Origin of the sequence: Azotobacter bryophylli, from assembly GCF_042643485.1 — a bacterium.
In the GTDB taxonomy this organism is placed as follows: domain Bacteria; phylum Pseudomonadota; class Gammaproteobacteria; order Pseudomonadales; family Pseudomonadaceae; genus Azotobacter; species Azotobacter bryophylli.
Genome location: NZ_JBHRSJ010000007.1, coordinates 40031 through 52957, shown reverse-complemented (window position 1 = coordinate 52957; position 12927 = coordinate 40031). Strand labels below are relative to the sequence as shown.

Here is a 12927-nt window from a genome sequence, read left to right as displayed (position 1 = left end):
GAACAAGGCCTGGTTTCCCGCGGGCATTCTATTCATCATCCGACGAGGTCGCGCCTGGCGACTTCGCTCATGATGTGTTCCAGCACCTGCTCGACCGAGAGTTCCGTAGAGTCCAACTGAATCGCGTCGGGCGCCGGCTTGAGCGGGGCTACGGCACGCTTGCTGTCGCGCTCGTCACGCTCGCTGATCTCATCTAGCAGACTGGACAGATTAGCATCATGCCCCTTTCCCTTCAACTGCAGATAGCGCCGCCGGGCGCGCTCCTGAGCCGTAGCGGTGAGAAAGATCTTCAACGGCGCCTCCGGGAAGACCACCGTTCCCATGTCGCGACCGTCGGCCACCAGTCCCGGGGCTTCGAGGAAGGCACGTTGACGCTGCAGCAAGGCTTCGCGCACCGCCGGCAGCGCCGCGACCTGGGAAGCCCCAGCACCGACCTGTTCGTTGCGGATCGCATCGGTCACATCCTCGCCTTCGAGGATGATCTGCTGCGCGTTATGCGAGGGAGCGGTGATGAACTGCACATCTAGATGGGCCGCCAGGACCTTGAGGGCCTCCTCATTGGTCAGGTCGACGCCATGATTGCGCGCAGCAAAGGCGAGCAGACGGTACAAAGCCCCCGAATCGAGCAGCTTCCACCCTAGCTTTGTGGCTAACAGCCCGGCAACGGTCCCCTTTCCTGAACCGCTGGGGCCGTCGATGGTGATCACTGTCGGGCGAACTCTCATACCCCACCCTCCTCACCGACGCGAATACCGACATGCCAGGCCAGCTCGACGAAGTTCGGGAAGGAGGTAGCGACGTTGGCGCAATCATGGATGCGAATAGGCGCCATTGCCCGTAGCGAGGCGATGCTGAAGGACATGGCGATGCGATGGTCGCCATGGCTGTAGACTTCGCCGCCGCCGATCGGACCGCCCTCGATAACGATGCCATCGGCAGTCGGCTCCGCCTTGACACCGAGCGTCTGCAGCCCGTCTGCCATTACCTGGATACGGTCCGACTCCTTGACCCTCAATTCCTCGGCGCCACGCAGCACGGTGCGACCTTCGGCACAGGCGGCGGCGATGAACAGCACGGGGAATTCATCGATCGCGAGCGGCACCAGATCTTCGGGAATCTCAATACCCTTGAGCTTGGCACTGCGTACGCGAATATCGGCTACCGGTTCGCCACCGACCTCCCGGGTGTTTTCCAGGGCGATATCGGCCCCCATCAGCTTGAGTATGTCGATCACCCCGGTACGGGTCGGGTTGATGCCGACATGCTCCAGCAGCAGCTCGGAATCCTCGGCAATGCTTCCCGCCACCAGGAAGAACGCCGCCGAGGAAATGTCCGCCGGCACCTCGATCCGGGTGGCACTGAGCTTGTGGCCGCCTTCGACGATGGCGCTCCGCCCTTCGACGCGCACCGGATAGCCGAAACCGCGCAGCATGCGCTCGGTGTGGTCGCGCGTTGGCGCCGGCTCGGTTACCGAGGTTTCGCCGGCGGCATACAGCCCGGCCAGCAGCAGACAGGACTTCACCTGGGCGCTGGCCATTGGCATGTCGTAGTTCATGCCGGTCAGTTTCCGTCCCCCGCGAATGGTCAGCGGCGGCCGGCCGTCCGGGCCGGTCTCGATCACGGCACCCATTTCCCGCAGGGGCTTGGCCACGCGATTCATCGGCCGCTTGGAGAGCGAAGCGTCGCCCGTCAGGACGGTATCGAACGGCTGGGCGGCAAGCAGGCCGGACAGCAGGCGCATGGAGGTGCCGGAGTTGCCCAGATAGAGCGGTCCGGGCGGAGCCTGCAGGCCATGCAGACCGACCCCATGGATGGTCACGCGACCATGATGCGGCCCCTCGATGACCACCCCCATGTCTCGGAACGCCTGGATGGTGGCCAGCGCGTCCTCGCCCTCGAGAAAACCTTCCACCTCGGTCACGCCCTCGGCCAGCGAGCCGAGCATGATCGAGCGGTGGGAAATGGATTTGTCACCCGGTACACGGATGTGTCCACTGGCATGACCGCCCGGCTGGGCCAGGTAAATCAGGTCGTTGTCTTGCATGGCATCCACATAGGCCCGACGGGCCAGTATCTTGCTGAAATGCTCACGGGCAGCACGGGCGCGGGTGAACACGCCAAGCAATTGATGCCCGTCCCCTGCATCGACCGCGGCCCGCAGGGCGTCGAGGTCGCTGCGAAATGCATCGAGAGTGCGCAGCACGGCCTCGCGGTTGGCGAGGAAGATGTCGTGCCACATCACCGGATCGCTGCCGGCGATTCGCGTGAAATCGCGGAAACCGCCGGCGGCGTAACGGAATATCTCCAGGTTTTCGCTGCGCTTGGCCAGCGAATCCACCAGTCCGAAGGCCAGCAGGTGCGGCAGGTGGCTGGTGGCGGCGAGCACCTCGTCGTGGTGCTCGACCTGCATGTGCTCGACATCCGCATCGAGCGCCCGCCACAGGCGGTCGACCCGCTCGAGCGCCTCGGGTTCAGTTTCCTCCAACGGGGTCAGGATCACCTTGTGGCGGCGGAACAGATCGCCATTGGCCGCCTCCACGCCGCTCCGTTCGGAGCCGGCGATGGGATGTCCGGGCACGAAGCGCTGTACCCGGCCGGCGAAGGCGCGGCGAGCCGCACGCACCACACTGCCCTTGGCGCTCCCCACATCGGTGCACACTGCCTCTCCCAGGTCGAGCCCGGCGAGCACGCCGAGCAGTTTTTCCATGGCCAGAATGGGGACTGCCAACTGGATCACGTCCGCACCTCGACAGGCCGTCGCCAGATCTTCGCAGCGGTCGACCACGCCCTGCTCGACCGCCAGGGAGCGGGTCTGCGGGTCGAGATCCACACCGACTACCTCGCGACACAGGCCGCGCTCGCGCACGCCCTTGGCGAAAGAGCCGCCGATCAGGCCCAGCCCCACCACCACCAGGCGACCGATCATGGGCGTGCCCCGTCGCGTCGAAGCGACAGGCCGAATGAGGTCTTCAGACACTTGCGAGAACCTTCTTCAATGCGACGAGGAAGCGGGCGTTCTCTTCCGGCAGGCCGATGGATACACGCAGGAAGGTCGGCAATCCATAACCGCCGATCGGTCGCACGATCACCCCTTCGCGCAGCAAGGCCGCATTGATCGGCGCCGCATCCCGGCCGAAATCCACCGCGATGAAATTGCCCTTGCTGGGGATCCAGGTCAGCCCCAGTTCGCGAAACCCCGCTTCCAGCTGGAGCATTCCGGCATCGTTGATCCGCCGCCCTTCCGCCAGGTAGGCGGCATCCTCCAGCGCGACGCAGGCGGCAGCCAAGGCCAGACTGTTGACGTTGAACGGCTGGCGCACACGATTGAGCACGTCGGCCACCTGCGGACTCGACAGGGCGTAGCCGACGCGCAGGGAGGCCAGACCGTAGGCCTTGGAGAAGGTCCGCGAAACCAGCAGGTTCGGGTAGCGACTCAGGTAGTTGAGGCCGTTCGGCAGTTCGTCGCCTTCTGCATACTCGATATAGGCCTCGTCCAGCACGACCAGCACATTGCTCGGCACGCGGGCGAGGAACTGCTCCAAGGCCTGCGGCCCGAACCAGGTGCCGGTCGGGTTGTTCGGGTTGGCGATGAACATCACGCGGGTGTTCTCGTCAATGGCCTCGAGCATGCCTTCGAGGTCATAGCCGTAGTCGATGGCGGGAACCACATGGCTCTGTGCACCGACCGCCTGCGTACAGATGGGATAGGCCGCGAAGGCGTGGGCGCTGTAAACCGCATTCAGCCCGGGCGCCAGGTAGGCGCGGGCGACCAGATCGATGATGTCGTTGGAGCCGTTGCCCAGGGTCACCTGAGCCATCTCGACCCCGCACTGACGTGCCAGGCGGCTCTTCAGCTCATAGCCGGCACCGTCGGGATAGCGGGTCAGCTCAGCCAGCTCGGAACGGATCGCCTCCAGCACCCTGGGACTCGGCCCCATGGGATTCTCGTTGCTGGCCAGCTTGGTGATGTCGGCCGGCGCGATACCCAGCTCGCGGGCCAGTTCGTCGATTGGCTTGCCGGTCACGTAAGGGGACAGTTTCTGCACGCCCGGAACGGCCAGGGCGAGGAAATCGCAACTCATGGTGAACCTCTGTGATCCTAATTCTTGCGCCCTGACGGCGATCCTCTCCTCCGGGAGGGAGGACCGGGCAAGGCCATGTCTGGGAACCGGCGGCGCCGCACGCTTCCGACGAGTCAAGGCGGCCGGCGTGGAGCAGCACCCCGGCCGCAACGAAGCCCTGCTTACAGCACCGCCCGCGGATAAGAGCCCAGCACCTTCAGCGCCACGGCCTCTTCCCTGATTTTCTCCAGCACGGCCTTGACCAGCGGGTCCTGCTGATGGCCCATGAAGTCGATGAAGAACACGTAGGTCCACTTGCCGCTGCGCGAAGGGCGAGTCTCGATGCGCGTCAGATCGATGCCGTTCTCGTGGAACGGCACCAGCAGCTCGTGCAGCGCGCCCGGCTTGTTGCTCATGGAAACGATGATCGAGGTCTTGTCATCGCCGGTCGGCGGTACCTGCTGGTTGCCGATGACGAGAAAGCGCGTGGAGTTGTCCGGATGGTCCTCAATCTTCTCCGCCAGGCGGGTCAGTCCATAGAGGCTCGCCGCCATGTCGCCGGCGATGGCAGCCGAATTCCACTCGTTCTTCACCCGCCGGGCCGCTTCGGCGTTGCTCGACACCGCCACCCGCTCGACGTTCGGGTAATGGGCGTCCAGCCACTTGCGGCACTGCGCCAGAGACTGGGCGTGGGAGTAGATCCGGGTGATGCTGTTGGTCCGGGTGGTGTCGCCCACCAGCAGATGATGGTGAATGCGCAGCTCGACCTCGCCGCAGATGACGATGTCATGCTCGAGGAAGCAGTCGAGGGTATGGCTGACCGCACCTTCGGTGGAGTTCTCCACCGGCACCACGCCGAAATTCACCGCGCCGGCGACCACCTCGCGGAACACCTCGTCGATGGCCGCCATCGGCTGGCTGATAACGGCATGGCCGAAGTGCTTGAGCGCCGCCGCCTGGGAGAAGGTGCCCTCCGGCCCCAGGTAGGCAACTTTCAGCGGCTGCTCCAGGGCCAGGCAGGTGGACATGATCTCGCGGAACAACCGCGCCATCTCCTCGTTGCCCAGAGGCCCCGGGTTGCGCTCCATGATCCGCTTGAGGATCCAGGCCTCGCGCTCGGGCCGGTAGAACACCGGTTGCTCGCCTTCGACCAGCTCCTTCATCTTGACCCGAGCGACTTCCTGGGCACAGCGGGCACGCTCGCTGATCAGTTCGAGGAGCTTCTCGTCGATACTGTCGATGCGTACCCGCAGCGCCTTGAGCTCCTGCTCGGACATCAGCCGCGCTCCTTCTCGAATTCGGCCATGTAGGTCACCAGGGCCTGCACCGCATCGAGACCGACGGCGTTGTAGATGGAGGCGCGCATGCCGCCGACCGAACGGTGTCCCTTGAGGTTGAGCAGGCCGCGCTCTTCGGCGCCGGCCAGGAAGGCCTTGTCCAGCTTCTCGTCGGCCAGACGGAAGGGGATGTTCATCCAGGAGCGGGCGGCGGGAGCGACCGGGTTGGAATAGAAGTCGCTGCCGTCGATGAAGCGGTAGAGCAGCTCCTGCTTGGCCCGGTTGCGCCGCTCCATCTCCGCCACGCCACCCTGCTCCTTGACCCACTCGAAGATCAGCCCGGAGAGGTACCAGGAGAAGGTCGCCGGAGTGTTGTACATGGAGGCGTGTTCGGCGGCGACCTTGTAGTCGAGCATGGTCGGACAGGCCGCGCGGGCGTGCCCGATCAGATCCTCGCGGACGATCACCACCACCAAGCCGCTCGGACCGATGTTCTTCTGCGCGCCGGCATAGATCAGGCCGTAACGGGAGACGTCGATGGGCCGCGACAGGATGTCGGAGGACATGTCCACCACCAGCGGCACCTCGGCCGACTCGGGCACCCAGTCGAACTGCACGCCGCCGATGGTCTCGTTGGAGGCATAGTGCAGGTAGGCGGCGCCCTTGGTGAGCTGCCACTCGCTCTGCGCGGGAATATCGAAATAGTTGCAGACCTTGCCGCTGGCGGCGAGGTTGACGTTGCCGAAGCGGCGCGCCTCCTCGAGGCTCTTGCGCGACCAGATGCCGGTGTCGACGTAGTCCGCGACGCCGCCTTCCGGCAACAGGTTCAGCGGGATCTGGGCGAACTGCTGGCTGGCGCCACCCTGCAGGAACAGCACCTTGTAGTTGGAGGGGATCGCCAGCAGATCGCGCAGGTCCTGCTCGGCCTTCTCGGCGATGGCCACATACTCGTCGCTGCGATGGCTCATCTCCATCACCGACAGGCCCTTGCCATGCCAGTCGAGGAGTTCCGCCTGGGCGCGGAGCAGGACAGCTTCGGGAAGCGCGGCCGGGCCGGCGCAGAAGTTATAGGCGCGTTTGCTCACGTCGTTATCTCTCACACTCTTTTTTCAGATCGCTCCCACGCCAGGCGTGGAAACGCAGTCTTGACGCTCCCGCGTATCGCCGCGAGGGCGCGCCTCCTACAGGCAAAACCGAACCCGCTGGCGTGGGAGCCCGACCTCGGGGCGATGCGCTCCCACCCGCGACCGTCAATCCTCGCTGTCGGTCGGCACCACGTCCGACGGCACGTCGCCGCCACCGCCGAGCAGTTCGTCCTTGCTCGGCTCGGTGCTCACCACCGGCAGCTCCTTTTCCAGGGACGCTTCGTCGATGCCGGCCACCACCTCGTCCTGGACGTCCTCTTCGGAAGGCTCCTGCACCCGCTCCAGGCCCACCAGTTTCTCGTCGCTGGCCAGCTTGATCAGGGTGACGCCCTGGGTATTGCGGCTCAGCGAGGAGACTTCGTCCACCCGGGTGCGCACCAGGGTGCCCTGGTCGGAGATCAGCATGATCTCCTCGCCTTCTTGTACCTGGATGGCACCGATCAGCTTGCCGTTGCGCTCGTTGGTGACCATGGCGATCACCCCCTGGCCGCCACGACCGCGGCGCGGGAACTTGGAGAGCGGGGTGCGCTTGCCGTAACCGCGCTCGGAGGCGGTGAGGATCTGCGCGCCCGACTCGGGAATCAGCATGGAGATCAGCTGCTGGCCATTGCCCAGCTTCATGCCGCGCACACCGCGGGCATTGCGCCCCATGGTGCGCACCACGCTCTCGGCGAAGCGAATCACCTTGCCAGCATCGGAGAACAGCATGACCTCCTTGGCGCCATCGGTGATGGCGGCTGCAATCAGGGTGTCGCCCTCGACCAGATCCAAGGCGATCAGACCGGCCTTGCGCGGACGGCTGAACTGCACCAGCGGCACCTTCTTCACCGTACCGAAGGCGGTGGCCATGAAGATGTAGGCGCCGGTCGGCTCGGCGACGAGCTCGGCGGTTTCGCCCTCGGCCTCCTCGGTGGCCTCGACAGCCTCGACCACCTCGCCTTCGATCACCAGGGCTTCGTTGTCGAGGTCGTCCTCGCCGCCCGACTGCTGCAGGGCTTCCAGATCGACCTGCAGCATGGCGGTGATGCGCTCGCCCTCGTCGAGCGGCAGCAGGTTGATCAGCGGCCGGCCGCGCGCGGTGCGCGAGGCCTCGGGAATCTCGAAGGTACGCAGCCAGTAGACCTTGCCCTTGCTGGAGAACAGCAGCAGAGTGGCGTGACTGTTGGCGACCAGCAGGTGCTCGACATAATCCTCGTCCTTCACGCCGGTGGCCGAACGGCCCTTGCCGCCGCGGCGTTGGGCCTGGTAGGCGGCCAGCGGCTGGCTCTTGGCGTAGCCGCCGTGGGAGATGGTCACCACGCGCTCTTCTTCGGTGATCAGGTCGGCGATGGTCAGATCCTGCTGGGAGGCGACGATCTCGGTGCGCCGCGCATCGCCGAACTCGGCCTTGACCTTTTCCAGCTCCTCGCGGATCACTTCCATCAGACGCTGGGGGCTGGTCAGGATACGAATCAGCTCGCCGATCTGGACGAGGATTTCCTGATACTCGGCCAGGAGCTTCTCGTGCTCCAGGCCGGTCAGGCGGTGCAGGCGCAGGTCGAGGATGGCCTGGGCCTGCTCCGGCGACAGGTAGTACCTGCCCTCGCGCAAGCCATACTGCGGATCGAGGTCCTCGGGACGGCAGGTGTCGGCGCCGGCGCGCTCGACCATCGCCTGCACGGCGCTGGACTCCCAGGCGGTGGCGACCAGGCGCTCCTTGGCTTCGGCCGGGGTCGGCGAGGTCTTGATCAGCTCGATCACCGGGTCGATGTTGGACAGCGCGACCGCCTGGCCCTCAAGGATGTGCCCACGCTCGCGGGCCTTGCGCAGCTCGAACACGGTGCGACGGGTCACCACTTCGCGGCGGTGACGGACGAACACTTCGAGCATGTCCTTGAGGTTCAGCGTGCGCGGCTGGCCGTCGACCAGGGCCACCACGTTGATGCCGAACACGCTCTGCAGCTGGGTCTGGGCGTAGAGGTTGTTGAGGATCACCTCCGGCACCTCGCCGCGTCGCAGCTCGATGACCACGCGCATGCCGTCCTTGTCGGACTCGTCGCGCAGCTCGGTGATGCCCTCGATCTTCTTCTCTTTGACCAGCTCGGCGATCTTCTCGATCAGTCGCGCCTTGTTCAGCTGGTAGGGCAGCTCGGTGATGACGATCTGCTGGCGGTTGCCCGACTTGTCGATGTCCTCGATCTCGGCGCGGGCGCGGATGTAGATGCGGCCGCGACCGGTACGGTAGGCTTCGATGATCCCGGCGCGACCATTGATGATGCCTGCGGTCGGGAAATCCGGACCGGGAATGTACTGCATCAGATCGTCGACGGAGAGCTCGGGGTTGTCGATCAGTGCCAGGCAGCCGTCGATCACCTCGCCCAGGTTGTGCGGCGGGATGTTGGTGGCCATGCCCACGGCGATGCCGCTTGAGCCGTTGACCAGCAGGTTGGGAATCTTGGTCGGCATGACCGCCGGGATCTGCTCGGTGCCGTCGTAGTTGGGCACCCAGTCGACGGTTTCCTTGTCCAGATCGGCCAGCAGCTCGTGGGCCAGCTTGGCCATGCGTACTTCGGTGTAACGCATGGCCGCGGCGTTGTCGCCGTCCACCGAACCGAAGTTGCCCTGGCCGTCGACCAGCATGTAGCGCAGGGAGAAGGGCTGGGCCATGCGCACGATGGTGTCGTACACCGCGGTGTCGCCGTGGGGGTGGTACTTACCGATCACGTCACCGACCACACGGGCGGATTTCTTGTACGGCTTGTTCCAGTCGTTGCCCAGCTCGCTCATGGCGAACAGCACGCGCCGGTGCACAGGCTTGAGACCATCGCGGGCATCCGGCAGGGCTCGCCCGACGATCACGCTCATCGCATAATCGAGGTAAGACTGTTTCAGCTCGTCTTCGATATTGACCGGTAGGATTTCTTTGGCCAGTTCGCCCATGGAAGCCGGATTCCTTTTATCGTCAGCGTGGTCCCGCAATTAAGCGCGGGATAGTAACACAGACCGGCGCCGGAAGCGCCGGAGCGGCGAGGTGCCGCCAGATAATCGCACCAAGGTACCAGCACCAGCCGGCAGCGAAAGCGGCCGCCGGACGCACGAGCGGCAGGCGGCCCCACCCCGTCACTCAGTGCAGGCGCTTGCGGCTCATGAGTTCCGCCAGCTTCTCCGCGGTGGGCCGCTCGACCACCCCGCGTTCGGTGACGATGGCGTCGATCAGGTCGGCCGGGGTGACGTCGAACACCGGATTGACCGCCTCCACCTCCGCCGCCACGCGCCGACCACCGACCTCCAGCAGCTCGCGGCCGTCGCGCTCCTCGATGGGGATGTCCTCGCCGCTTTCCAGCGACATGTCGATGGTCGAGCTGGGCGCCACGACCATGAAGCGCACGCCATGGTGCATGGCAACCACCGCCAACTGGTAAGTGCCGATCTTGTTGGCCACGTCGCCGTTGGCGGTAATGCGGTCGGCACCGACGATGACCCAGGTGATGCCCCGGGTCTTCATCAGATGGGCCGCGGCGGCATCGGCGTTGAGGGTCACCGGCACGCACTCCTCCGCTAGCTCCCAGGCGGTCAGCCGCGCGCCCTGCAGCCAGGGACGGGTCTCGTCGGCGTAGACCCGCTCGACCAACCCATCGAGATGAGCCGCGCGGATCACCCCGAGGGCGGTGCCGAAGCCACCGGTCGCCAGGGCGCCGGTGTTGCAGTGGGTCAGCAGGGCCTGAGGGCTGCCCTGGTGCTTGCGGATCAGATCGACGCCGAGCTGGGCCATGGTCAGATTGGCCTCGCGATCGCTCTCGTGGATGCCGATGGCTTCGGCTTCCAGTGCCGCCAGGGCGTCTTCGCCCTCCCTCAGGCGCTCCAGTCGCTCGCGCATGCGATTCAGCGCCCAGAACAGGTTGACCGCGGTCGGCCGGGAAGCGGCCAGCAGCTGGCAGTCCTCTTCCAGGCCCGCACGCCAGTCGCCGCCTGAAGCGCGACGGGTACGTGCGCCGAGCACCACGCCATAGGCCGCGGCGATGCCGATCGCCGGGGCGCCGCGCACCACCATGTCACGGATCGCCTGGGCCACACCCGCAGCCGAGTCGTAGGCCAGCCACCTTTCCTCCAGCGGCAGCAGACGCTGGTCGAGCAAGTGCAAAGTGTCGCCCCGCCAATCTATGGCCTTGATTTTCTCCGCCGCCAGCAAACGCTCGCGCATGGCATACACCTCACATCACGTTTAATAAACGAAAAAGCGGGGGATTATAACGAGCGACCGAGAACAACGCTCCGGTATACTGCCGCCGTTTTTGAAATAGCCGATATAAGGACCCGATCATGCCTGACGCCAACGAACCGCTCGACCTCCTGCTCCTGCCGACCTGGCTGGTGCCGGTCGAGCCCGCCGGCGTTGTGCTCGAAAATCACGCTTTGGGCATCAGGGACGGACGCATCGCCCTGATCGCGTCCCGCGAGACCGCCCTACGTCATCCGAGCCGGGAAGTCCGCGAACTGCCCGGCATGCTGCTGGCACCCGGCCTGGTCAACGCCCACGGCCACGCGGCCATGACCCTGTTCCGCGGCCTGGCCGACGACCTGCCACTGATGACCTGGCTGCAGAACCACATCTGGCCGGCGGAGTCGCGCTGGGTGGACGAGATCTTCGTCCGGGACGGCACCGAACTGGCCATCGCCGAACAACTCAAGAGCGGCATCAGTTGCTTCTCCGACATGTACTTCTACCCGGAGGTGGCGAGCGAGCGGATCCACACGAGCGGCATCCGCGCCCAGCTCTGCGTGCCGGTGCTGGACTTCCCCACCCCGGGCACCCGCGACAGCGACGAGTCGCTGCGCAAGGGCGTCGCCCTGTTCGACGACCTCAAGCTCCATCCGCGGATCAAGGTCGCCTTCGGCCCCCATGCGCCCTATTCTGTGAACGACGACACCCTGGAGAAGATCCGCGTGCTGGCCGAAGAGCTCGACGCCAACATCCAGATGCACGTTCAGGAAACCGCCTGCGAGGTCGAACAGGCCCTCGAGCGCCACGGCGAGCGCCCCCTCGCCCGCCTGTCCCGGCTCGGCCTGCTCGGCCCGGGCTTCCAGGCCGTGCACATGACCCAAGTGAGCGACGAGGACCTCGCCCTGCTGGTGGAGAGCAACAGCAGCGTCATCCACTGTCCGGAGTCCAACCTCAAGCTGGCCAGCGGCTTCTGCCCGGTCGAGCGCCTCTGGCAAGCGGGCGTCAACGTAGCGATAGGCACCGACGGTGCCGCCAGCAACAACGATCTCGACCTGCTCGGCGAAACCCGTACCGCTGCCCTGCTGGCCAAGGCGGTCGCCGGCTCGGCCACCGCCCTGGACGCACACCGGGCGCTGCGCATGGCCACCCTCAACGGCGCCCGAGCTCTCGGCTTGGACGCCGAGATCGGCTCGCTGGAGCCGGGCAAGTCGGCCGACCTGGTCGCCTTCGACATTTCCGGCCTGCACCAGCTGCCGATCTACGATCCGGTATCGCAGCTGATCTACGCCAGCAGCCGGGATTGCGTCAAACACCTCTGGGTCGGCGGCAAGCAGTTGCTCGAGGACGGCCGGCTGACGCGCATGGACGAAGAGGAACTGAAGGACAGGGCTCGCGGCTGGAGCAGGAAGATCAGCGGCCTCGACGCTGGACAGTGATTCGCGGGATGCAGCAAAGCGCCACAGGGCGGATGATTCGCAGCAGCGGCCGAACTGGCAACATGCGATCATCCAGAGTTTGAGTTCGAAACCGATGGAACCAACATGAGCAACGTCGACCACGCCGAAATCGCCAAATTCGAAGCCCTGGCCTACCGCTGGTGGGACAGGGAAAGCGAGTTCAAGCCCCTGCACGACATCAATCCGTTGCGCGTCAACTGGATCGAGGAACACGTCAGGCTGGCCGGCAAGAAGGTGCTCGACGTCGGCTGCGGCGGCGGCATCCTCAGCGAGGGCATGGCCCAGCGCGGCGCCACGGTGACCGGCATCGACATGGGCGAGGCGCCGCTGTCCGTGGCTCGCCTGCACCAGCTGGAATCCGGGGTCTCGGTGGATTACCGGCAGATCACCGTGGAGGATCTGGCGGCAGAGATGCCCGGCCAGTTCGATGTGGTCACCTGCCTAGAGATGCTCGAGCACGTGCCCGATCCGGCGTCGGTGATCCGCGCCTGCCATACCCTGGTCAAACCGGGCGGCCAGGTGTTCTTCTCGACCATCAACCGCAACCCCAAGGCCTACCTGCTGGCGATCGTCGGCGCGGAGTACCTGCTCAAGCTGCTGCCGCGCGGTACCCACGACTTCAAGAAATTCATCCGCCCCTCCGAGCTGGGCGCCTGGTGCCGCTCCGCCGGCCTCGCGGTCAAGGACATCGTCGGCATGACCTACAACCCGCTGACCAAGCAGTACAAGCTGGGATCGGACGTCGACGTCAACTACATGATCCAGACCCTGCGCGAGGAATGACCG

Annotated in this window: 9 protein-coding genes; 2 read left to right on the top strand and 7 right to left on the bottom strand. The window is 65.5% G+C overall.

Annotated elements, in window-relative coordinates; genetic code table 11:
• Nucleotides 1-35: 35 nt before the first annotated feature.
• The 7 genes from cmk to mtnA all read right to left on the bottom strand — a co-directional run bounded on the left by cmk (nucleotide 36) and on the right by mtnA (nucleotide 10663).
• Nucleotides 36-725, bottom strand: coding sequence for a (d)CMP kinase (gene cmk / locus ACFOJE_RS04310; protein WP_377813042.1), 690 nt, complete (start codon nucleotides 723-725; stop codon nucleotides 36-38).
• Nucleotides 722-2926, bottom strand: a complete 2205-nt coding sequence (locus ACFOJE_RS04305) for a bifunctional prephenate dehydrogenase/3-phosphoshikimate 1-carboxyvinyltransferase (protein WP_377813041.1) — start codon at nucleotides 2924-2926, stop codon at nucleotides 722-724. The genes cmk and ACFOJE_RS04305 overlap by 4 nt, the downstream gene beginning before the upstream one ends.
• Before the next feature lie 43 nt (nucleotides 2927-2969).
• Nucleotides 2970-4082, bottom strand: coding sequence for a histidinol-phosphate transaminase (hisC, locus tag ACFOJE_RS04300; RefSeq protein WP_377813040.1), 1113 nt, complete (start codon nucleotides 4080-4082; stop codon nucleotides 2970-2972).
• 161 nt (nucleotides 4083-4243) lie between these two features.
• Complete coding sequence (gene pheA, locus ACFOJE_RS04295) at nucleotides 4244-5338, bottom strand: prephenate dehydratase (protein WP_377813039.1); 1095 nt, start codon at nucleotides 5336-5338, stop codon at nucleotides 4244-4246.
• Complete coding sequence (gene serC / locus ACFOJE_RS04290) at nucleotides 5338-6423, bottom strand: 3-phosphoserine/phosphohydroxythreonine transaminase (RefSeq protein ID WP_377813038.1); 1086 nt, start codon at nucleotides 6421-6423, stop codon at nucleotides 5338-5340. Before serC ends, pheA begins: the two co-directional genes overlap by 1 nt.
• A 165-nt stretch (nucleotides 6424-6588) precedes the next feature.
• Entirely contained in the window at nucleotides 6589-9402 is a 2814-nt protein-coding gene (gene gyrA, locus ACFOJE_RS04285; RefSeq protein ID WP_377813037.1) for a DNA gyrase subunit A, read from the bottom strand.
• A 184-nt stretch (nucleotides 9403-9586) separates the two neighbouring features.
• Nucleotides 9587-10663, bottom strand: a complete 1077-nt coding sequence (gene mtnA, locus ACFOJE_RS04280; RefSeq protein WP_377813036.1) for an S-methyl-5-thioribose-1-phosphate isomerase — start codon at nucleotides 10661-10663, stop codon at nucleotides 9587-9589.
• A 119-nt stretch (nucleotides 10664-10782) separates the two neighbouring features.
• Between mtnA and ACFOJE_RS04275 the strand changes: the two genes are divergently transcribed.
• Nucleotides 10783-12120, top strand: coding sequence for a TRZ/ATZ family hydrolase (locus tag ACFOJE_RS04275; protein WP_377813035.1), 1338 nt, complete (start codon nucleotides 10783-10785; stop codon nucleotides 12118-12120).
• A gap of 105 nt (nucleotides 12121-12225) precedes the next feature.
• Entirely contained in the window at nucleotides 12226-12924 is a 699-nt protein-coding gene (gene ubiG, locus ACFOJE_RS04270; RefSeq protein ID WP_377813034.1) for a bifunctional 2-polyprenyl-6-hydroxyphenol methylase/3-demethylubiquinol 3-O-methyltransferase UbiG, read from the top strand.
• Nucleotides 12925-12927: the final 3 nt, after the last annotated feature.

Coding starts and splice junctions, on each gene's coding strand:
- ACFOJE_RS04305 (WP_377813041.1), bottom strand. CDS start 2,926: ATGATCGGTCGCCTGGTGGTGGTGGGGCTGGGCCTGATCGGCGGCTCT.
- ACFOJE_RS04275 (WP_377813035.1), top strand. CDS start 10,783: ATGCCTGACGCCAACGAACCGCTCGACCTCCTGCTCCTGCCGACCTGG.
- pheA (WP_377813039.1), bottom strand. CDS start 5,338: ATGTCCGAGCAGGAGCTCAAGGCGCTGCGGGTACGCATCGACAGTATC.
- hisC (WP_377813040.1), bottom strand. CDS start 4,082: ATGAGTTGCGATTTCCTCGCCCTGGCCGTTCCGGGCGTGCAGAAACTG.
- mtnA (WP_377813036.1), bottom strand. CDS start 10,663: ATGCGCGAGCGTTTGCTGGCGGCGGAGAAAATCAAGGCCATAGATTGG.
- ubiG (WP_377813034.1), top strand. CDS start 12,226: ATGAGCAACGTCGACCACGCCGAAATCGCCAAATTCGAAGCCCTGGCC.
- gyrA (WP_377813037.1), bottom strand. CDS start 9,402: ATGGGCGAACTGGCCAAAGAAATCCTACCGGTCAATATCGAAGACGAG.
- cmk (WP_377813042.1), bottom strand. CDS start 725: ATGAGAGTTCGCCCGACAGTGATCACCATCGACGGCCCCAGCGGTTCA.